We start from the raw sequence: 19,395 nt of genomic DNA, 5'->3' as shown, positions 1-19,395 counted from the left end.
ATATTGCAATCGGAATCTGTACAGAGGGATGAAGCATGAGCAGAATAGGCATTATGGGTGGCACCTTTAACCCAATCCACATAGGACACCTGATGCTGGCTGAACAGGCGTTGGAGTCGACACACTTAGATCAGGTTTGGATGATACCGACAGGTTGTTCTTATCTGAAGACAAAAGAGGGCATTACAATTCTGCCCGGGACAGAACGTTATGACATGGTACAGCGTGCTATCGCAGATAACGACAGATTCCGCTGCCTGGACATTGAGATAAAACGTCCCGGAGACTCTTACAGCTATGAGACCATGGAGCAGCTGCACAGAGAATATCCGGAACATCTTTTTTATTTCATCTGCGGAGCTGACTGTCTATTTACGATGGAACACTGGAAATGCGCAGACCGCCTGTTTGCTGCCTGTGAGATTATAGCTGCGGTACGGGGAGATGCGGATATGAAGGGAATGCAGGAGAAGATCAGTCAGTTGGAGGAACATTTTTCTGCGAAGATACAGTTGCTCTCTTTTCGAAGAATTGAGATATCTTCTTCGGAAATCCGTGCAAGAAGATCCGAAGGTCTTTCCGTGCGCTATCTTGTGCCGGAAGCAGTGAGGGAATATATGGAAGAAAAGGGGCTTTACCTGGATGAGTGATATCTTAAAAAAACTGACCAAAGAGATGCAAAAAGTACAGGATCCCAAGCGTTTTACCCATACATTAGGTGTGGAATACACGGCAGCGGCCCTTGCCATGCGATACGGTGAAGATGTGGAGCGTGCACAGATCGCAGGTCTGCTTCATGATTGTGCTAAATGCATGGAAAATGATAAACTTTTGTCTGCCTGCGAAAAGTATCATCTTCCCGCGACGGATGTGGAAAAGCGCAATCCCTATCTTTTACATGCCAGAGTGGGAAGCTATCTGGCGAAAAAGGAATATAAAATCGAAGATCCTGAGATCTTAAGTGCAATTTTGTATCATACTACAGGGCGTCCGGGCATGACTCTTCTGGAGCAGATCATTTTTACTGCAGATTATATTGAACCGGGTCGAAAGCAGGCACCGAACCTTACCCAGATCCGCCACCTGGCATTTACGGATCTGGATGCTGCCGTGACGAAGATTTTAGAGGATACGCTGGAATACCTGAAATCGGGAGACGGTGAGATGGATCCCATGACAGAAGAAACCTATAACTATTATAAGAAGAATGAATCAATAAAATAGAAAGTGTGAGGAGTAAGCATGAGCGAAGAATCCAGAAAAATGGCAAAGCTTGCCGTAGAAGCATTAGATGATAAAAAAGCAGAAGATATTAAAGTAATAGACATCAGTAATGTATCTGTGATCGCAGATTATTTTATTATTGCCGGTGGTAATAATTCCAGTCAGATTCAGGCATTATGCGATAATGTGGAAGAGAAAATGGGAAGAGCCGGTTTCCCTGCCAGACAGACCGAAGGCTATGAGACAGCCAACTGGGTACTGTTAGACTTTGGCGACGTGATCGTACATGTCTTTGACAAGGAAAACCGTCTGCTCTATGATCTGGAACGTATCTGGAGAGATGGCGTACAGATTCCCGTAGAGGAACTTTAAGCTTCGTCGTCTCCCAGATGGAGAAAGAAGCTGACGAGATAGAGCCCGCTGATTCCCACCAGCACATATACAATTCTGGAAAGCCAGGACATGTCACCGAACAGGAAGGCTACAAGATCAAAGCGGAAAAGTCCGATCAGTCCCCAGTTCACGGCACCGATTATGGCAATGGTGAGAGCGGTTCCGTCCAAATATTTATTACCCATAAAATCTCCTTATCCTGTCTGTATGAAATTTGCTGTTGCAAAATCCATACAGGCATTTTTTGAAGTTTCTATTAAATGATTGTTTCGTAGATAGTCTTTCCCCCGGAATAAAAAATATACTATATTTATATTAAAATATGATTTGATTGATCTATTTTAATGTCAAAAAACATCAAATTAGAAAATAAAATCCATTGACAAAGGAAATAGAAGCGAGTAATATACAAAAATAACAATTATACATTGTATATTTGTATACATTGTTAAAAAGGAGGAAGATATTATGAAGAAATTTAACAAGTTTTTAAGTGTTGCCGTAGCATCTGCTATGGTAATGACTATGGCTGGCTGTGGTAATACAGACAATGGTTCTGCAGCAACCGGTACAAATGCAGCAACTGAGAGTGCAGCAGCATCCGACAGTGCAGCATCCGGCAGCGTATTTAAGATCGGTGGTATCGGACCTACTACCGGTGGCGCAGCAGTTTATGGACTGGCTGTACAGCACGGTGCAGAGATTGCAGTAGAAGAGATCAATGCAGCAGGCGGTATCAACGGTTATCAGGTTGAATTCAAGTTCCAGGATGACGAGGCAGATGCTGAGAAATCCGTAAATGCTTATAATGCATTAAAGGACTGGGGCGCTCAGATCATTGATGGTTCTACCACCAGTGGTGCATGTATTGCAGTTACCGACAAGACCAAAGAAGACAATATGTTCCAGATTACTCCTTCCGGTTCTGCAGTAGAATGTGTTCAGTATGATAACAACTTCCGCGTATGCTTCTCCGATCCTAACCAGGGTCTTGCATCCGCACAGTATATTGGTGAGAACGGTCTGGCTGAGAAGATTGCCGTTATTTATGACAGCTCCGATGTATATTCTTCCGGTATTTACGAGAAGTTTGCAAAAGAAGCTGAGAATCAGCCGTTTGAAATCGTAGCAGCAGAAGCTTTTACCGCTGATAACAAGACGGATTTCTCCGTACAATTACAGAAGGCAAAGGATGCCGGAGCAGACATGGTATTCCTTCCCATTTATTATCAGGAATCCGCACTTATCCTGACACAGGCAGCTGCTATGGGTTATGCTCCCAAGTGGTTCTCATGTGACGGTATGGATGGTATTCTCGGTGGTGTAGATAACTTTGATGTATCTCTGACCGAAGGCGTTATGCTGTTAACTCCTTTCGCAGCTGATGCAACCGATGATCTGACCCAGTCTTTCGTAACTAAGTATAAGGAAAAATACGGTGATACTCCCAACCAGTTCGCAGCAGACAGCTATGATGCTATCTATGTGATCAAGGCTGCTATCGAGAAGAGCGGTGTTACTCCTGATATGAGTGTTTCTGATATTTGTGATGCTATGAAGGCTGCCATGACAGAGATCACTGTAGATGGTCTGACCGGTAGCGGCATGACCTGGACCGCAGACGGTGAGGCTAACAAGGCTCCTAAGGCTGTTGTGATCGAGAATGGTGCTTACAAGGCTATGTAATTTTGCTGACAAAGTTTCCAAAGAGGGTTACCGCAGGGTAGCCCTCTTTACTTAATGTCAAATACTTTGCAATAATAGGGGAGCAGTTGTTTTTCCCGGTATGTTCTGTTATACTTTATTTTAGATGATAATTTGTGCATTCGCATGAATGGAGGTAGTTCACATGAGTTTTATCAGTTATCTGATCAACGGTATCAGCCTTGGAAGTGTCTATGCGCTGATCGCATTAGGTTATACCATGGTATATGGTATTGCTAAAATGCTGAATTTCGCACATGGTGATGTTATTATGGTCGGTGCATTTATTACTTATACAATGTGCAGTACCATGGGGCTTTCTCCTGTGATTGGTGTTCTGGCAGCTGTTGTTGCTTGTACTCTGCTTGGAATGGCTATTGAAAAGGTAGCCTACAAGCCTTTGAGAAAGGCAACCTCCCCTTTGGCGGTACTGATCACTGCCATTGGTGTCAGCTATCTGCTGCAGAATGTGGCACTTTTGATCTTTGGTGCCAATGCGAAGGCATTTACCTCTGTAGTATCTGTTCCGGCGCTGAAGCTGGCAGACGGACAGATCAATATTACTGGTGAGACGATCGTAACGATTGTTTCCTGTCTGATCATTATGGCCGGTCTGATGCTATTTATTAATAAGACGAAAGCAGGTCAGGCTATGCTGGCAGTATCCGAGGATAAGGGAGCAGCACAGCTGATGGGAATTAATGTGGACGGAACCATTGCACTTACCTTTGCAATCGGATCCGGTCTGGCTGCAGTGGCAGGCGTGCTGCTATGTTCCGCATATCCTTCCCTGACACCTTATACCGGTTCCATGCCGGGTATCAAAGCTTTCGTAGCTGCTGTATTCGGTGGTATCGGCTCCATCCCCGGCGCCTTGGTCGGCGGTATCCTGCTCGGTATTATTGAAATCTTCGGCAAAGCCTACATATCTTCCCAGATGGCAGACGCCATTGTATTTGCAGTATTGATTGTTGTACTTTTGGTAAGACCTGCCGGACTGTTTGGCAAAAATATTCAGGAAAAAGTATAAGGGAAGAGGCAGGTGTATAATATGAAGAAATTATCAAATAAGAAAATGAATAAAACCTTCCGTGATAACCTTATTACTTACGGAATGGTGATCGCAGCCTATGTGATCATGCAGATCCTTGTATCTGCAGGAGTGGTAAGCAGTCTGCTTCAGGGCTTATTGGTTCCTCTGTGTACTTATGCGATTCTGGCGGTATCTCTGAACCTTACGGTAGGCATCCTGGGAGAGTTGAGCCTCGGTCATGCCGGATTTATGTGTATCGGTGCCTTTACCAGTGCCTTTTTCTCCAAAGTCATGGAAAATACCGCAATGCCTTCCGGGCTTCGCTTTTTCGTCGCGTTATTGATCGGCGCAGCATTTGCGGGTATTTTCGGCCTGCTGATCGGCATTCCCGTACTTCGCCTGAAGGGTGACTATCTTGCCATCGTAACGCTGGCATTTGGCGAGATCATTAAGAATCTGGTCAATATTCTGTTTGTGGGACTGGATGAGAATGGTTTCCACATTTCCTTTACCAACACTATGGATCTGAATATGGCAGAGGATGGGCAGGTCATTATTAAAGGTGCGCAGGGTATCACCGGAACCCCTCATGACTCCAATTTTACCATTGGTATTGTATTATTACTGGTTACACTGTTCATTGTATTGAACCTGATCCATTCCAGAGACGGTCGTGCGATCATGGCTATTCGTGATAATACCATTGCAGCGGAATCCGTGGGAATTCATATTACCAAATATAAGCTGATGGCTTTCTCTATCTCCGCAGCTCTTGCAGGCGTGGCAGGAGTATTGTATGCACACAATCTGTCTACCCTGACAGCACTGCCTAAGAACTTCGGATACAATATGTCTATTATGATTTTGGTGTTCGTTGTACTGGGCGGTATCGGTAACATCCGCGGTTCCATTATTGCTTCTGTAATTCTGACGTTATTGCCGGAACTTTTACGTGGACTGAACGATTATCGTATGTTGATCTATTCCATCGTACTGATCGTTATGATGCTGTTTAACTGGGCTCCGAAGTGTATTGAATGGAGAGAGAAAGTAGCAGCCGGATTTAAGAGTAAGAAGTCTGTGAAAAAGGAGGCTGAATAATCATGGCATTATTAGAGGCGAAAAAATTAGGCATTTCTTTTGGCGGACTTCGTGCGGTAGATGATTTTAATATCAGTATTGAAAAAGGTGAACTGTATGGACTGATCGGTCCCAATGGTGCCGGAAAAACCACCGTATTTAATCTGCTGACCGGCGTATATAAACCCACAGAGGGAATTATTACCCTGGATGGCAAGGATATCACCGGCAAAAAGACCATCGACATCAATCAGGCAGGTATCGCAAGAACCTTCCAGAATATCCGGCTTTTCAAGGATCTGTCCGTAATCGATAATGTAAAAGTAGGACTACACAACCACATGGGTTACAGTACCATTACCGGAATTTTACGTCTGCCCAAATATTATAAAGTAGAAAAGCAGATGACGGAGGAAGCCATGGAACTTCTGAAAGTATTCGGACTGGAAGCGGAAGCAGATACACTGGCTGATAATCTTCCCTACGGTAAACAGAGAAAGTTAGAGATTGCCAGAGCACTGGCTACCAAACCGAAGCTTCTTCTGTTAGATGAGCCTGCTGCAGGCATGAATCCCAACGAGACGCAGGAACTGATGGATACCATTCGTTTTGTCAGAGAGCATTTTGATATGACGATCCTTCTGATCGAGCATGACATGAAACTGGTAAGCGGAATCTGTGAGGAACTTACGGTGTTGAATTTCGGCCGTGTGCTGTGTCAGGGTAAGACCAGTGATGTGCTGAACAATCCGGAAGTCATCAAGGCTTATCTGGGCGAATAGGAGGATAGATGGCTATGGCAATGTTAGAAGTAAATGATATCAAAGTATATTACGGCATGATACAGGCCATAAAGGGTGTGTCCTTCCATGTAAATGAGGGTGAGGTCATTGCACTGATCGGCGCCAACGGTGCCGGTAAGACGACGATTCTGCACACCGTATCCGGACTGTTGACACCGAAGGAAGGTTCCATTACTTTTGAAGGTCAGGATCTGGTTAAGATCCCCGGGCACAAGATCGTATCCATGGGTATGGCGCATGTACCGGAGGGAAGACGAGTATTTGCACAGCTTTCCGTATTACAGAATCTGATGATGGGTGCTTACACTAGAAAAGATAAAGAAGAGATCGCTCAGACCTTAGAGACAGTATTTGATCGTTTTCCCCGTTTAAAAGAACGTCAGAACCAGATGGCAGGAACCTTAAGCGGTGGCGAACAGCAGATGCTGGCAATGGGCAGAGCCTTGATGTCTCATCCCAAGATCATTTTAATGGATGAACCGTCCATGGGATTGTCTCCGATCTTCGTAAATGAGATCTTTGATATTATCCAGGAGGTAAGCAAGAGCGGTACTACGGTTCTGTTAGTAGAGCAGAATGCGAAGAAGGCATTGTCCATCGCAGACAGAGCGTATGTATTAGAGACCGGTAAGATCGTTCTGGAGGGCAAAGCAAGTGACCTTCTGAATAATGATTCCATTAAGAAAGCATATCTGGGTGAATAACCCTTGATGTAAGTCGCTGCGGGTGGAAGCAGCAGAGACAGAAAGGTATGGTGATTGGGATGAATAATGTAGTTATTACCATTGCAAGACAGTATGGAAGCGGAGGAAGAACCATTGGCGAGATGCTGGCAAAGAAGCTGAATGTCCATTATTATGACAAAGAGCTGATGAAGCTTGCCAGCGATGACAGCGGAATCAATGAGGCTCTGTTCGTGAATGCGGACGAAAAAGTGAAAAACACCAGTCTGTTCCATATTGCCAGAAAAGAATATCACGGAGAACTGATCCCTCCGGAAAGCGATGATTTCACATCTACAAATAACCTGTTTAACTATCAGGCGAAGATCATCCGTGACCTGGCAAAGGAGGAATCCTGCGTCATTATCGGTCGTTGTGCGGATTATGTGTTGAAGGATTACCCAAATGTCCTCAGCGTATTTATTCATGCCCCGAAGGAATATTGTCTGGAAGGCGCAGCGAAGAAGCATAGCATGAGCCCGAAGGAATTGGAGCGCTTTATCAACAAGACGGATAAGCACCGTGCGGAGTACTATAAGTATCATACCGGACGGGAATGGACAGATGCAAGAAATTACGATCTGTGTCTGGACAGCTCTAAGCTGGGATATGAGAGATGCGTAGATGAGATCATTTCTTATATGAAGGTAAGATTCCCAGAGAACTAAATGTAAAATATAGTTAAAAACAGCCTGCAGCAAATCACGCTGCAGGCTGTTTTGCTATCTGTAAAAGCGGAATACACCGAACACAGTGCCAAGGATCTGGCAGTCATCGACGATGATGGGATCCATGGTGTCGTTCTCCGGCTGGAGACGGATATGTCCCTTCTCCTTGTAGAATGTCTTGACCGTAGCGGAATCATCAATCAAAGCTACGACAATCTCGCCGTTATGTGCTGTGTTCTGAGCATGTACGAAGACACGGTCGCCGTTAAAAATACCGGCATTGATCATGGATTCTCCACGAACATTCAGAATGAAGGATTCTCCCTTGGGAACTACATCGGCGGGAACGGGGAAGTAGTCCTGAATATTCTCCTCAGCGAGGATCGGCTGTCCGGCAGCAACATTGCCGATGACAGGGAGGCTTACCATCTCGGTACGTACCATCTGGAAACTGTCATCACAGATCTCAATGGCACGGGGCTTGGTCGGGTCTCTGCGGATGTAGCCGTTCTTCTCCAGAGTCTCTAAATGAGAATGCACGGAAGAAGTAGACTTTAGATTCACCGTCTCACAGATTTCACGGACGGTAGGGGGATAACCTCTCTTCAAAATTTCATCCTTGATATAATCTAATATTTCCTGCTGCTTGGCAGTGATCTTTCCATAACCCATAAATGACCTCCGATAAATGCTGGTTCTTGTTGTTAATTTATATAATGATTATAGCATAGCAAAAATTAAAAAGCAAACATATATTCCAAAAATATGTTCGATTTTTGACTTGACATCAGAATACATGTTCGATATAATACAAACATAAAGAACAAATGTTCCCGAACACGTTTTCTTATATGAGGTGAAATGCGTTATGAGAGTACAGAAGAGTGTATACTATATGACAGACAGAGAGTTAAGAATATATAAGAGACAGCTGAGACGGAGACGTCAGCTGCAGCGCAGAATAGTTACCATGCTTGCTACCATCTGTGTGATTGCATTCTGTGCAGTGTCCTATCACGGAATCCGTTCCCTGGCAAGCTCTGGGGAAGATCAGCTGAAGTTCAAATATTATACACAGGTAACCGTTGCCTACGGAGAGACCTTGTGGGATCTGTCCGATGATTACATCGATTATGATGAATATAAGAATAAGAAAGAATATATTGCAGAAGTACAGAGTATCAATCATCTGACGGAAGAGGATAGCATCCGTGCCGGACAGACACTGATCGTACCCTATTATTCCTATGATTTTGTGAAGTAATTAGTGTGAAAAAAAGCATGATAGCTTATTTTTCACACGGTTATTAGTTGTCCGGATGCTCCGAATGTCTGTCAGAGTGTTCCCGCAGGTGAAAGGCATTAGCTGCCTGCTTACGGCGTTGTTCTTCCAACGCTGCGTAGTGTTTTCTTGTGGTATTGACATCCTTATGTCCCAGAACATCCGCTACCAGATAGATATCGCCGGTCTCTTTATATAGTTCGGTACCGTATGTACTGCGTAGTTTGTGGGGCGTGATTTTCTTCAGGGTGGTAACGCGGGAAGCGTATTTTTTTACCAGATTCTCTACGGAACGGACTGCCATACGACGATTCTGTAAGGACAAAAACAATGCATTTTCATGTCCCTCCGCGGCGATGATATGTTCCCGCTGTTCCAGATAGTCGAGCAGAGCGGTTTCTACTTCATCTCCGAAGTAGACGATTGCCTCATACCCACCTTTTCTCCGGATCTTGATGCCACCGTTATCGAAATCCACATCGTTAATATCCAGTCCCACACATTCCGATACACGAATACCGGTTCCCAATAAAAGGGTCAGAAGTGCCACATCGCGGAGCTTGGTTTTCTTATGATATTCCAGTTCCTTTTTGGTCAGCTTGGTGCCGTCCTCCACCTGATCCAGCAGAATCGCCACTTCGTTGGGCTCTAACCGGATGATCTCTTTTTCGTGGCGTTTCGGCAGAGGAACCAGTGCCGCGGTATTTTTCTCAATGCGTTCACTCTGAAAATAGTAATTATAGAAACTCCGAAGAGCGGCAAGTTTTCTTGCCTTGCCGCGTTCCTCGTTGGTGATATCTTTTCCGTCCTTCTGATACAGGCTCATATAGTCCAGATATTCTTCGATATCCGTCCGTTGTACCATATCCAGAACGGACAAAGGCAGCTCGGTAATCTCTCTTTTTTTACAAAAGCTGTTCGTCTCATGAAGAAATTCAAAAAAGAGACGAATGTCATAAGCGTAGGCAAGCCTGGTTCTGGTGGATGTATAGGGTTCAATCCCACGAAAGAAATCCCTGCAGAACGGTGGAAGCGTATCCAGTACCTTACGAAGCTTCAGAATATTGTTCTTATTTTGTTCATCGTGGTAATTTTCTTCTTTAATGACTGCCAAAGTAATCGGTCCATCCTTCCATATTTCCTTTTTGAATTGCCGTAAATATACGATCCTTGACACCTGGATTCTCTCTGTTAAGCTTCCCAAGCAGTTCTTTGACATATTCTCGCCTGGTATGTCCGTCGGCGGGACAGGGACTTTTTACGACAGGAATCTGATATTTGTGCACAAAGCCGATGACTTCCGATTCCCTCATGTAGATCAGAGGTCTTATCACGGTCAAGTCTGTTTTATCCAGATGAGTTACCGGAGAGAATGTATGCAGACGACCCTCATAGAAGAGGGACAGCATCATAGTCTCCACCACGTCATCTTCATGGTGTGCGTATGCAATCTTGTTACATCCAGCCGCCTTGATGGCATCGTTCAGAGCACCTTTTCGCATTTTGGCACATAGGGAACAGGGATTGTCTTCCTTACGATCTTCAAATACGATTTGGGCAATAGAAGTATCCACTATAGTATAAGGGATGTTTCTGTCAGCACAAAGAGTACGGATTTCATCCAAATTCAGATTGAGAAATCCAAGATCGACTGTTACTGCAATAAGCGTAAAATGCTTCGGATAAAATTTGCTGAGTTCATTTAAAGCCAGCAGGAGAGTAAGACTATCCTTGCCGCCGGAGATTCCCACGGCGATCCGGTCACCTTCTTCGATCATATGATAATCATCCACAGCCTGTCTGACACGGCTCAATACTTTTTGTAATGTCATTGTTAACTCCATTCTTTTACTGGTATCTATTTTATACTGCCGGGAATTCTTTTTCAACAAAAACGACAGATTTCTTCTTGTGGTGAGTGCAAAACCATAGTATATTAAAAGGGATAAGATTTTATGAAGAAAGGTGTAGTTGAATGAAATACGACTTAAAAAACAATAAGTATTTTCGCTGGGGGCTGACCGCATTTTTGACCATTGCAGCCAGTATCTGTTTCTATTATCTGTTATTCCATGGAAACAGTATCAAAGCAGGATTCCATACGATCACAGGAATTCTTATGCCCGTGTTATATGGTCTGGTGACGGCATATCTGTTGACTCCGGTATTGAATTATATAGAGACAAAGCTGTTATTCCCTTTGTGCCGGAAGCTGAAGGTGAAGGAAAATAAGAAGCGCAATTCCATTGTCCGTGGAATCGGCATTCTGATCACCGCATTTTTGTTTATTGCCCTGATCTACAGTCTGGTTGCCATGATGCTTTCTCAGATTGTTCCCAGTATTGTAAACATTGCATCTAATTTTGATACCTATATCAGCAATTTTACAAAATGGATCAGTAAGATCATGGATGATAATCCGGAATTGGGCAGTCAGATTACTTTTCTGATTGATAAATATTCCGTAGAGCTGGAGAATTGGTTAAATGATACAGTATTGACCAAGACCAGTCAGGTGATCATGACAGTATCCTTAAGTGTGATAAATATTCTGAAAGGTCTGTGGGATTTTATTATAGGATTTGTTATTTCTATTTATGTTCTGGCAAGCAAGGAAAAGTTTGCCGGACAGGCAAAGAAAATGGCATATGCTTTCTTTGAACAGAAGTCCGCCAACCGACTGATCAAAAGTTTTCGTTTTACTCACAATACTTTTATCGGATTCATTGGTGGTAAAATCGTAGATTCCTTTATTATCGGATGTCTCTGCTTTATCGGAACCACCTTACTTCAGACTCCTTATGCAGCTCTGGTCAGTGTAATCGTAGGTGTAACGAATATTATTCCTTTCTTCGGTCCTTATCTTGGAGCGATTCCCAGTGCTATTCTGATCCTGGTGGTCGACCCGATGCATCCGCTAAACTGTGTTTATTTTGTACTGTTTATTCTGGTATTACAGCAGTTTGACGGGAATTTCTTAGGCCCTAAGATCCTTGGCAATTCCACAGGACTTACGGGATTTTGGGTTATTTTTGCGATCACGGTATTCGGAGGATTATTTGGAATCCTTGGTATGATCGTCGGTGTGCCCATTTTTGCGGTAATTTATGCGGCGATTAAGGCAGTAGTCAATACCTTCCTTCGGAAAAAGGATCTGCCGGTAGAGACTGTAAAGTACTCATATCTGAAGAATATTGATGAGGAAGGATTCCATCAGCTGGATTCCAGGCTGCAAAGGGATCATGAGATCAAAGATCAAGTTGATTTCGAACAGAATAAAAAAGATCAAGAAGAGAAAAACGTAGGAGAGAAGTAGACAGATGCGATTTGTAATACAGCGGGTACAGCATGCAGAGGTAAAGGTAGACGGTGAGGTAACCGGCAGCATCGGCAAAGGCTTTCTGGTGCTGATCGGTGTGGCTGAGACAGACACCAGGGAAATTGCCGATAAAATGATTAAAAAGCTTCTTGGTCTGCGGATCTTTGAAGATGCCCAGGGCAAGACCAATCTGGATCTGCATGCTGTGGGCGGTGAATTGTTGCTGGTATCACAATTTACACTGTACGCAGATTGCAAAAAAGGAAATCGTCCGTCCTTTATCAACGCCGGTAAACCGGATATGGCGAATGAACTGTACGAATATATCATAAGTAAATGCCGTGAAGACATTCCCAAAGTAGAAAAAGGAATCTTTGGAGCTGATATGAAAGTGTCCCTGCTAAATGACGGCCCATTCACCATATTGCTGGATTCCACGGAAATCTGCTAAAACAGCCAAAACAAGCTTTAAGAATCGTTGCAGAGTCTTTTTTTATAGAACTATTCGTTAAACTTGTCTTTTGCGCATAGTTGGTTCTGCATCCTCATCTATTTGACACCTGACCTGGCAACTCCTCGACAAACTTGAATTTATCGAAGAGCATCCCCTAATTGAAACAAGCCACTACGGATACTTTCTCCAGCTCCACCAATAGCCTGCGCTATAATGATTGCGGCAACTATAATTGCCATTGCGACAATAATCTTTCCAATCAAATATTGATATTCCTTCATTTTGATTACCTCCATCTACAAGTATCGATTTTCTCAATTCTCCAAACTTGAAGTTAACTCACACTTCCTTAGTATTCCTACAACTGAATTTTATAATATAAGTAATCTCCCGAAAAAGCTGCCTCATCATTATTTTCTTTTTTATCATATAAAACAAATCCTACACTTTCGTAATTTTTCGGTGCTATTAGATTACTATTTGTCCACACTCGTATCTCCTTTAATCCTTCATATTCTTTTATTCGTCGAACAGCCTCACTTAACTGAGCTTTCCCAAATCCTTTTCCTTTATATTTTGTTTTTATACCATTATGTCCTATTTCTACATATTCAGGTCTGTTTCTCGGGTCCCAACATATGAATCCTATAGGTTCGCCTTTATAACAAGTTATAAATCCATATTTGTCAGCAATATCTGGATTATCAAAGAAAAATGCATCCGATTGTTTCCAATTTTCGTCCCAACAAATAGCGCATCTTTCATCAAATGAATATGCGTCTTTAAGAATTTCGTACATAATACCCCTATTGTAATCAGTAAACTTTCTAAATTCAATATCCATATCATCCTCCACAAATCCCGATTTCTCAGTTTCAAAAACTGGAATTTAGCGATTTCTTTTTCCGGTATTCTCTGTCCCACGGATTTCCTCATGATAGAAATAATCTACGATCACCGGATGCCCCTGCGGGACTCTGCCATAAGGCATTTCATTATCCACAAAGGCACAATCATACTTTTTAGCCATTTTCTCAGCTTTTACTTCAAGTGCTTCAAAGTAGCTACGGTTATGCTTGTTATAGATCTCGTCGTAAAGTGGTATAAGATCAGGATATTTTCCGGCGATATAATCCATAATTGTCTTTTTGAAACCGCCTCGAAGATTGAGATTTTCGAGCCAGAACAGATCGCACTGATCCTTTACCCGCTCAAAGATCGCTTCAAAGTCCGTGATACCGGGAAATACCGGGGATACGAAACAGACTGTACGGATCCCTGCTTCATATACCTGCTTCATAGCAGCGATACGACGCTCAATGCTTGAAGCAGAGTCCATATCGTTCTTGAAATTTTCATCCAGTGTGTTGATCGACCATGAAACGGTCACTCGTCCAAGCTTTTTCAGCAGATCAATATCCCGTACCACAAGATCAGACTTTGTGCAGATCAGAATATCTGCGTCACTGCCGATCAGCTGCTCCAGAAGTTTTCTGGTATTCCCGAATTGCTCCTCCTGTGGATTGTAGCCATCTGTCACAGAACCGATGACCACCCGCTGTCCGGCATATTTCTTCGGATTTTTAATTTCCGGCCAATGCTTCACATCAAGGAAAGTGCCCCATTCCTCCTTGTGCCCGGTAAAGCGCTTCATAAAAGAAGCATAGCAATACTTGCAGGCATGTGTACAGCCCACATAGGGATTGACCGAGTAACCGCCTACCGGCAGACTAGACTTAGTCATGATGTTCTTTGTTTCCACCTCACGAATGAGGATTCCATTTATTACTTCTTCCATGATTTCTGTACCTCTAACACTTTATTAAATTCTTCCGGCATTTCCTGAATCATATTTTCATCCCCTATGATAGGGACAAGGTCTTCCTTCATAAACACCGGAATGCCGAGCTTATGTGCCTGGTCCGCCAGAGACCATGCCCATTCCGGCTCCGTATGAATCTTCCTGTTCTGAGCTCCGGTCATGGTGCCGACAACGATCCAATTGATTCCGGAAAGGTCAACTGTGCCGGGATCGTCGAATAACGGCTCAAAGGTAACATGGTAATGTTTTGCTCTGACGTTTTTCCGAAGGGCGTCGATACGCCACAGTTCTGCTTTCCTCGTCACCGTAACGCCAAACCATGCGTTTTCCAGATCGGTATCAAAATCCAGCAAATCAGGTCGCTTGGTAAGGAACAGGAACTGATGCTGCGGATTTTCACGGATCTTTGCAAGTACCTCGTCTCTCCATTCCGGCTTCCATCCGGAGAGATCGCTCATCCCGGTAAGAAGAAAGTTCTGCGGACGTTTCTTTTCCATCATCTTGAGCTTACCCGGAAAGAATTCAGGGTTAGCGAAGTCATCAATCATATGCCAGCGTTTCACGTTGTTGCGGGCATAGCAATATGTACACCCCACTGTGCAGCCGATGACAATATTCATGTTCTGAATCTGATCTTTGATACAAATACTCATGACTTCTGCCACTCCTCAAGATTCTTTCTGATGCGGTCGAGGCATTCCTCAAACCAGGTAATTTCTTCCTCTGAAAAATCTTTGTAGTAAATACTGCCCATCTCATCAGATACAGAATCGTACTCACCCTTTAAGGCATATGCTTTCTCAGTCAGAAACAGGAGTGTTTTCCTTTTATCCGTTTCAGACTGAACACGGCTTATCAGCCCTTGATTTTCCATTCTTTCCAGCATCGTAGTAAGAGATGTTATCGCTAATCCGCATTTAGTCGAGAGTGACCTGATTGAGATACCATCCTCCTGCCACAGCACATAAAGAATACGCCCCTGGGCTCCATTAAACGCATCAATATTCTTTTCACTGAGAATCTTCTCGAAAATCCGGTCTCCAAGCTGTTTTATTTTGGTGACAAGAAATCCTCCATTCATTTCCATACAAAAGCTCCTATATAGTAGTTTACCAAAAACATACTATATAGGAGCTTTATTGTCAACAGTTTATATGTCCTAATAGGTAAATTCCATTTTTTCAATTCTCCAAACTAGAATTTAAGGTTCTCTTTTATTTTCAAAATAAGCTTCAATCTTTTTATCTACAACAATTCCTACAGGTGTCAAAACCAATAAAATAATTACCATTATTATCAATGTAAAAACCATCGCCCCATCAAAACATTTATCAGCAATAAGTTATTTTTCTTCTATAGATTCTGTTACATTAGTTCTATATTTCTCTTCACATGCTTTTAAGTAATCAAAGCATAATCCTCCATCACATCTATAGAAAAATGGATCTTTACAAATTGTATTATCACTATTGAGAATAAATACAGGTATGATATCTTTATCGTTGCTGTTTATATAACTAATTTTAAAACTGTATCCCATTCTTCCAAGTGAAATGCCATCTCTTTTCATTGAAATACCTTGAATATTCGCCACTATATATTCGATATCTTCTGAATCAGTGATAGTAAAACCAGTTCCTGTATTTCCATCGAACACATTTATATGGTCTACCTCAGAAGGATTTACATTCTTACCGAATTTCTTTGGCATGAAATAGTAACCTACTGTTCCTACCAATAACACAGCAATTAAAATAACCAGAATACGCAGTTCCTTTTTCATACACTCTTTACCTCCACAAATTTCGATTTTTCGTTCTCTGCGCCTTCCCAATAAACTGGAATTTTTCTATTTTTTCTTCTCCTTTTTTAAAAAATAAACAGCAATAGCTCCAACTAATAGTGGAAAGATAACCCTCCCATAATTTACACCACCTATTCCTCTTGCACTAATACCTGAAATCAAATAACTAATACCATTCAATAACCCTGTAATTGCTAAAATCAAAATTACTATACATACTATCTTTTTCATACAATCACTCCTTTATCAAATTCTAATTTAGTTATCTTTCTTAAAATACTCAATTGCCATTAAAACAATCCCTAAAACCACCATTGCAATAGAAACACCAAATCACACGGTAAGGTTTGATTCTGTTATCTGCATCAAAAGTTTTCCAGGTGGAGTTGACCACCCGTCGATAGGATAATTGTTTGCAGATATAATAACAGCCAATGTCCAAATGCTTCCGATTAGCGAAATAAACCCGCCAATAATTGCTCGCTTCAAGAATATCACCTCCAATATTAAATGTTTCTTTTCAGTCTGACAATTCAAAGTTTCTGTTCCTTACAAACTTCGATTTGTTAAGCTATCTATATAATATACAATATCATCTCTCTCTGATTATTACAATACCGACCGCCCTCGTTAGTTTTCAGGTCTAACGAAAGTGGTCGGTACATAAAAAAGCATTATTATTTTATTCCACTGCTTCCATAAAGTAAATTCGGGAGGAAAAATCCGGGAACAGTCGGGTGTCGGAATTATATCCGGTACCGGCGAAAGCGGGTTTCAGGGCAATTCCCGCACGCATCAGGGTATCTCCATAAGCAGTCAGGTCTTCTTTTTCCCCATCCATATTTACAAATCGCGAAAGAATCTCCTGCAATGCAGATCCCTGCTTGATATGAATCGGAGAAACGGTGTTCACAAGGTCTCCGAAGTCTTTCAGATTGTATTTGATATTCCTACCGTAGAAATGATATTTCACATCCGGAAGTAACCCCACCGGGCGATACCAGTCATGGGATTGGTTCGGAACTGTCAGGCGCCGGAAGAACAGCCCCACTGCTCTTCTGCCATCCGGGGACACGCAGGTCCAGGATAAGGTTTCCGAGTCGGAAGCTTCGTTTTCTGCTCCACGATAAAAGGATCCAAACTGGAAAACATCCCGCCATTTTTTATAAAGTGCAATCTGCTCCCGGATTGCGTTGAGATCACTTCCGGACAGATCCTTTAAATTACATTCATATCCTAAGACACCGAAGGAAGCCACCTGAAAACGGGTCTCAAGGGGCGTGATCCTTAAGGTCTGATGATTTGGACAAGATGACACATGTGCTGTAAATACCGATAAGGGATATCCATAGCTGTAACTGTTCTGAATCCCGGTACGGCACAGTGCGTCAGTATTATCGCTCGCCCAGATCTGCGGGAAATAACTTAATATTCCCAGATCAAAACGATTTCCACCTGAACTGCAGCCTTCAAACAAAATTTCAGGGAAACGTGTGGTCAGCTCATTCATAATGTGATAAAGCCCCAGCACATAACGATGTGCCGTCTCTCCCTGTTTCGCAGCAGGCAGATAAGGGGAATAAATATCACTGAAATTACGGTTCATATCCCACTTCACATAACGGATGTCTCCGGAGGAAAATACCTTCGTCATGGAATCTATTACATATTGCTGTACTTCGGGATTGCACAGATCCAAAAGGCGCTGATTGCGCCCCTCAGAGTGGGGATGTTCCGGAATCATCATTGCCCAGTCGGGATGCTCTTGATAGAGACGGCTGTTTTCACTGATCATCTCCGGCTCTACCCAGAGACCGAAATCCACCCCCAGGGCTTTGATTTTTTTACTGAGGGAAGCAATTCCTCCGGGCAGCTTCTTCGGATCCGGTTCCCAGTCTCCCAGGGAGGAGGTGTCATCATTTCGCCCGGAAAACCACCCGTCATCCATGACGAACAGTTCGATGCCGACATCTGCTCCCGCTTTTGCCAGCTGCAACAGCTTTCTCTCATCAATCTTAAAATAACAGGCTTCCCAGCTGTTTAACAGAACCGGACGAGGTCTTCTCTTCCACACTCCTCGGACAATATGCTCTCTGATAAAGGAATGTAACTGTCGGCTGAGTCTTCCATACCCCTTCGAAGAATAACTTAAAACAGCCTCCGGTGTATCAAAGTGCGCTTCCGGAGTCAGCTCCCGGGAAAAACTTTGTGGATTGATCCCACTTACAAAGCGTAGCTTCCCATAAGAGTCTTTCTCAAGGGCTTCATAATGATTTCCACTGTAGATCAGATTGCAGCCGATACAGGAGCCAAAAGTCTCACAGGTGTTCTTATGTCCCAGGATCATAAAAGGATTCGAGCGGTTCGAAGAGGTTCCTGTATAAGAAGCATTTACAAATTTGCCGGAACGTAAGGAAATCTGTTCTCTGTGCATTTCTCTTGCCCAGGCACCACTGAAATGAGTGATCATGGAATAATCCTCTGTCAGATCTAATTGTGCGCTGAGGCATCGATTCAAGGTGACAGATGCGTCACTATGATTGATCAACCGTGCGCTTCTGGTAATGACATCACATTCTTCGAATACGGTATAAAACAGCTGCAACTCCAAATGATTCGTAACATCCTGCAAAACAATCTGAAGGCATTCCGCGGAATCAGTTCCCACTTCCGAATAGCTGTGAGGAAGTCCGGAATCCTGCAGGCACTGCTCTCTTTCCTTTAAAGTAATAATTTCATAGGAATCAAAAGTAAAGTCAGAGGTGACACTTCCGTCGGCAAATCTGACTTCCAGAAAAGGTTCTCTGATATCTCCCTTTCCCAACGTACCAACCTCCAAGCAGACATCTTCCATGGAGATCTGCGGATGTTCCCTGTCGTAGGTACAGGTGTTTCCCGGAGCGAAAGCTCTCTGTATGACAAGGGGCGCACAGGAGGAAGGATCCTGTGAATCCACAGTGATCCGCTCCCCGTAATACAGATGTTCTAAATGTCCGGTCTCCATGACCCTCATTCCGTAAGTTGTGTGGGCTGTCTGTAAAAAGAACCATGGTCTTGTATCGGAATCTTTTACAATCTGAATCATGC

At 43.1% G+C, this 19,395-nt stretch carries 24 protein-coding genes; 12 read left to right on the top strand and 12 right to left on the bottom strand.

What is annotated here, in order from left to right; translation table 11 throughout:
* Positions 1-35: 35 nt before the first annotated feature.
* Genes nadD through rsfS form a run of 3 tightly spaced genes read left to right on the top strand, consistent with a single transcriptional unit; the run spans position 36 to position 1,596 of the window.
* A complete protein-coding gene (gene nadD / locus H9Q77_RS08325) occupies positions 36-650 on the top strand; it encodes a nicotinate-nucleotide adenylyltransferase (protein ID WP_249325132.1) in 615 nt (204 codons plus the stop codon).
* Positions 643-1,224 carry a bis(5'-nucleosyl)-tetraphosphatase (symmetrical) YqeK gene (gene yqeK, locus H9Q77_RS08320; RefSeq protein WP_118550340.1) on the top strand — a complete coding sequence of 194 codons (582 nt, stop codon included), beginning with the start codon at positions 643-645 and terminating at the stop codon, positions 1,222-1,224. Before nadD ends, yqeK begins: the two co-directional genes overlap by 8 nt.
* A gap of 18 nt (positions 1,225-1,242) precedes the next feature.
* On the top strand, positions 1,243-1,596 hold the full coding sequence (rsfS, locus tag H9Q77_RS08315; RefSeq protein WP_154495894.1) for a ribosome silencing factor: 354 nt from the start codon (positions 1,243-1,245) through the stop codon (positions 1,594-1,596).
* On the opposite strand, the gene H9Q77_RS08310 is transcribed toward rsfS, so the two are convergent.
* On the bottom strand, positions 1,593-1,802 hold the full coding sequence (locus H9Q77_RS08310) for a DUF378 domain-containing protein (RefSeq protein WP_249325130.1): 210 nt from the start codon (positions 1,800-1,802) through the stop codon (positions 1,593-1,595). The genes rsfS and H9Q77_RS08310 overlap by 4 nt on opposite strands.
* A gap of 283 nt (positions 1,803-2,085) precedes the next feature.
* Between H9Q77_RS08310 and H9Q77_RS08305 the strand changes: the two genes are divergently transcribed.
* The 6 genes from H9Q77_RS08305 to H9Q77_RS08280 all read left to right on the top strand — a co-directional run bounded on the left by H9Q77_RS08305 (position 2,086) and on the right by H9Q77_RS08280 (position 7,627).
* Complete coding sequence (locus tag H9Q77_RS08305; protein ID WP_249325128.1) at positions 2,086-3,303, top strand: ABC transporter substrate-binding protein; 1,218 nt, start codon at positions 2,086-2,088, stop codon at positions 3,301-3,303.
* Positions 3,304-3,466: 163 nt separating this feature from the next.
* On the top strand, positions 3,467-4,351 hold the full coding sequence (locus tag H9Q77_RS08300; RefSeq protein ID WP_022153054.1) for a branched-chain amino acid ABC transporter permease: 885 nt from the start codon (positions 3,467-3,469) through the stop codon (positions 4,349-4,351).
* A gap of 21 nt (positions 4,352-4,372) precedes the next feature.
* On the top strand, positions 4,373-5,455 hold the full coding sequence (locus H9Q77_RS08295; protein WP_118691899.1) for a branched-chain amino acid ABC transporter permease: 1,083 nt from the start codon (positions 4,373-4,375) through the stop codon (positions 5,453-5,455).
* Between the two features lie 2 nt (positions 5,456-5,457).
* Entirely contained in the window at positions 5,458-6,216 is a 759-nt protein-coding gene (locus tag H9Q77_RS08290) for an ABC transporter ATP-binding protein (RefSeq protein ID WP_118550343.1), read from the top strand.
* A 14-nt stretch (positions 6,217-6,230) separates the two neighbouring features.
* The gene (locus H9Q77_RS08285) at positions 6,231-6,941 is read left to right on the top strand and encodes an ABC transporter ATP-binding protein (protein ID WP_118550394.1); all 711 of its coding nucleotides are present in this window, start codon (positions 6,231-6,233) and stop codon (positions 6,939-6,941) included.
* Positions 6,942-7,000: 59 nt separating this feature from the next.
* The gene (locus tag H9Q77_RS08280) at positions 7,001-7,627 is read left to right on the top strand and encodes a cytidylate kinase-like family protein (protein WP_249325127.1); all 627 of its coding nucleotides are present in this window, start codon (positions 7,001-7,003) and stop codon (positions 7,625-7,627) included.
* A gap of 54 nt (positions 7,628-7,681) precedes the next feature.
* On the opposite strand, the gene lexA is transcribed toward H9Q77_RS08280, so the two are convergent.
* Positions 7,682-8,299, bottom strand: coding sequence for a transcriptional repressor LexA (gene lexA / locus H9Q77_RS08275; RefSeq protein WP_022153059.1), 618 nt, complete (start codon positions 8,297-8,299; stop codon positions 7,682-7,684).
* A gap of 196 nt (positions 8,300-8,495) precedes the next feature.
* Here lexA and H9Q77_RS08270 point away from each other — a divergent pair, with 196 nt between their 5' ends.
* The gene (locus H9Q77_RS08270) at positions 8,496-8,891 is read left to right on the top strand and encodes a LysM peptidoglycan-binding domain-containing protein (protein WP_118691896.1); all 396 of its coding nucleotides are present in this window, start codon (positions 8,496-8,498) and stop codon (positions 8,889-8,891) included.
* A gap of 43 nt (positions 8,892-8,934) precedes the next feature.
* Here H9Q77_RS08270 and H9Q77_RS08265 read toward each other — a convergent pair whose 3' ends face one another.
* Positions 8,935-10,014 carry a tyrosine-type recombinase/integrase gene (locus H9Q77_RS08265; RefSeq protein ID WP_118692037.1) on the bottom strand — a complete coding sequence of 360 codons (1,080 nt, stop codon included), beginning with the start codon at positions 10,012-10,014 and terminating at the stop codon, positions 8,935-8,937.
* Complete coding sequence (locus H9Q77_RS08260) at positions 10,010-10,741, bottom strand: tRNA 2-thiocytidine biosynthesis TtcA family protein (protein ID WP_249325125.1); 732 nt, start codon at positions 10,739-10,741, stop codon at positions 10,010-10,012. Before H9Q77_RS08260 ends, H9Q77_RS08265 begins: the two co-directional genes overlap by 5 nt.
* A 143-nt stretch (positions 10,742-10,884) precedes the next feature.
* Between H9Q77_RS08260 and H9Q77_RS08255 the strand changes: the two genes are divergently transcribed.
* Complete coding sequence (locus H9Q77_RS08255; protein WP_249325124.1) at positions 10,885-12,225, top strand: AI-2E family transporter; 1,341 nt, start codon at positions 10,885-10,887, stop codon at positions 12,223-12,225.
* Positions 12,226-12,229: 4 nt separating this feature from the next.
* Entirely contained in the window at positions 12,230-12,679 is a 450-nt protein-coding gene (gene dtd, locus H9Q77_RS08250; RefSeq protein ID WP_249325122.1) for a D-aminoacyl-tRNA deacylase, read from the top strand.
* Positions 12,680-12,819: 140 nt separating this feature from the next.
* On the opposite strand, the gene H9Q77_RS08245 is transcribed toward dtd, so the two are convergent.
* The 8 genes from H9Q77_RS08245 to H9Q77_RS08210 form a co-directional block, all read right to left on the bottom strand.
* On the bottom strand, positions 12,820-12,963 hold the full coding sequence (locus tag H9Q77_RS08245) for a hypothetical protein (RefSeq protein WP_178675753.1): 144 nt from the start codon (positions 12,961-12,963) through the stop codon (positions 12,820-12,822).
* 77 nt (positions 12,964-13,040) lie between these two features.
* Entirely contained in the window at positions 13,041-13,526 is a 486-nt protein-coding gene (locus H9Q77_RS08240) for a GNAT family N-acetyltransferase (protein ID WP_118264936.1), read from the bottom strand.
* Positions 13,527-13,571: 45 nt separating this feature from the next.
* Positions 13,572-14,480, bottom strand: coding sequence for a radical SAM mobile pair protein B (locus H9Q77_RS08235; RefSeq protein ID WP_249325121.1), 909 nt, complete (start codon positions 14,478-14,480; stop codon positions 13,572-13,574).
* Positions 14,468-15,157 carry a radical SAM mobile pair protein A gene (locus H9Q77_RS08230; RefSeq protein ID WP_249325120.1) on the bottom strand — a complete coding sequence of 230 codons (690 nt, stop codon included), beginning with the start codon at positions 15,155-15,157 and terminating at the stop codon, positions 14,468-14,470. Before H9Q77_RS08230 ends, H9Q77_RS08235 begins: the two co-directional genes overlap by 13 nt.
* Positions 15,154-15,591 carry a radical SAM mobile pair system MarR family transcriptional regulator gene (locus H9Q77_RS08225; protein ID WP_249325119.1) on the bottom strand — a complete coding sequence of 146 codons (438 nt, stop codon included), beginning with the start codon at positions 15,589-15,591 and terminating at the stop codon, positions 15,154-15,156. Before H9Q77_RS08225 ends, H9Q77_RS08230 begins: the two co-directional genes overlap by 4 nt.
* Before the next feature lie 255 nt (positions 15,592-15,846).
* Complete coding sequence (locus H9Q77_RS08220; RefSeq protein ID WP_154313860.1) at positions 15,847-16,287, bottom strand: hypothetical protein; 441 nt, start codon at positions 16,285-16,287, stop codon at positions 15,847-15,849.
* 66 nt (positions 16,288-16,353) lie between these two features.
* Complete coding sequence (locus H9Q77_RS08215) at positions 16,354-16,539, bottom strand: hypothetical protein (protein WP_119623708.1); 186 nt, start codon at positions 16,537-16,539, stop codon at positions 16,354-16,356.
* A 451-nt stretch (positions 16,540-16,990) separates the two neighbouring features.
* Complete coding sequence (locus H9Q77_RS08210) at positions 16,991-19,393, bottom strand: alpha-galactosidase (RefSeq protein WP_249327110.1); 2,403 nt, start codon at positions 19,391-19,393, stop codon at positions 16,991-16,993.
* Positions 19,394-19,395 lie beyond the last annotated feature (2 nt).

The organism is Simiaoa sunii (assembly GCF_014337175.1).
GTDB lineage: Bacteria > Bacillota > Clostridia > Lachnospirales > Lachnospiraceae > Acetatifactor > Acetatifactor intestinalis.
This window is presented reverse-complemented; position numbering and strand designations above follow the sequence as displayed.

Coding starts and splice junctions, on each gene's coding strand:
- nadD (WP_249325132.1), top strand. CDS start 36: ATGAGCAGAATAGGCATTATGGGTGGCACCTTTAACCCAATCCACATA.
- yqeK (WP_118550340.1), top strand. CDS start 643: ATGAGTGATATCTTAAAAAAACTGACCAAAGAGATGCAAAAAGTACAG.
- rsfS (WP_154495894.1), top strand. CDS start 1,243: ATGAGCGAAGAATCCAGAAAAATGGCAAAGCTTGCCGTAGAAGCATTA.
- H9Q77_RS08310 (WP_249325130.1), bottom strand. CDS start 1,802: ATGGGTAATAAATATTTGGACGGAACCGCTCTCACCATTGCCATAATC.
- H9Q77_RS08305 (WP_249325128.1), top strand. CDS start 2,086: ATGAAGAAATTTAACAAGTTTTTAAGTGTTGCCGTAGCATCTGCTATG.
- H9Q77_RS08300 (WP_022153054.1), top strand. CDS start 3,467: ATGAGTTTTATCAGTTATCTGATCAACGGTATCAGCCTTGGAAGTGTC.
- H9Q77_RS08295 (WP_118691899.1), top strand. CDS start 4,373: ATGAAGAAATTATCAAATAAGAAAATGAATAAAACCTTCCGTGATAAC.
- H9Q77_RS08290 (WP_118550343.1), top strand. CDS start 5,458: ATGGCATTATTAGAGGCGAAAAAATTAGGCATTTCTTTTGGCGGACTT.
- H9Q77_RS08285 (WP_118550394.1), top strand. CDS start 6,231: ATGGCAATGTTAGAAGTAAATGATATCAAAGTATATTACGGCATGATA.
- H9Q77_RS08280 (WP_249325127.1), top strand. CDS start 7,001: ATGAATAATGTAGTTATTACCATTGCAAGACAGTATGGAAGCGGAGGA.
- lexA (WP_022153059.1), bottom strand. CDS start 8,299: ATGGGTTATGGAAAGATCACTGCCAAGCAGCAGGAAATATTAGATTAT.
- H9Q77_RS08270 (WP_118691896.1), top strand. CDS start 8,496: ATGAGAGTACAGAAGAGTGTATACTATATGACAGACAGAGAGTTAAGA.
- H9Q77_RS08260 (WP_249325125.1), bottom strand. CDS start 10,741: ATGACATTACAAAAAGTATTGAGCCGTGTCAGACAGGCTGTGGATGAT.
- H9Q77_RS08255 (WP_249325124.1), top strand. CDS start 10,885: ATGAAATACGACTTAAAAAACAATAAGTATTTTCGCTGGGGGCTGACC.
- dtd (WP_249325122.1), top strand. CDS start 12,230: ATGCGATTTGTAATACAGCGGGTACAGCATGCAGAGGTAAAGGTAGAC.
- H9Q77_RS08245 (WP_178675753.1), bottom strand. CDS start 12,963: ATGAAGGAATATCAATATTTGATTGGAAAGATTATTGTCGCAATGGCA.
- H9Q77_RS08240 (WP_118264936.1), bottom strand. CDS start 13,526: ATGGATATTGAATTTAGAAAGTTTACTGATTACAATAGGGGTATTATG.
- H9Q77_RS08235 (WP_249325121.1), bottom strand. CDS start 14,480: ATGGAAGAAGTAATAAATGGAATCCTCATTCGTGAGGTGGAAACAAAG.
- H9Q77_RS08230 (WP_249325120.1), bottom strand. CDS start 15,157: ATGAGTATTTGTATCAAAGATCAGATTCAGAACATGAATATTGTCATC.
- H9Q77_RS08225 (WP_249325119.1), bottom strand. CDS start 15,591: ATGGAAATGAATGGAGGATTTCTTGTCACCAAAATAAAACAGCTTGGA.
- H9Q77_RS08220 (WP_154313860.1), bottom strand. CDS start 16,287: ATGAAAAAGGAACTGCGTATTCTGGTTATTTTAATTGCTGTGTTATTG.
- H9Q77_RS08215 (WP_119623708.1), bottom strand. CDS start 16,539: ATGAAAAAGATAGTATGTATAGTAATTTTGATTTTAGCAATTACAGGG.
- H9Q77_RS08210 (WP_249327110.1), bottom strand. CDS start 19,393: ATGATTCAGATTGTAAAAGATTCCGATACAAGACCATGGTTCTTTTTA.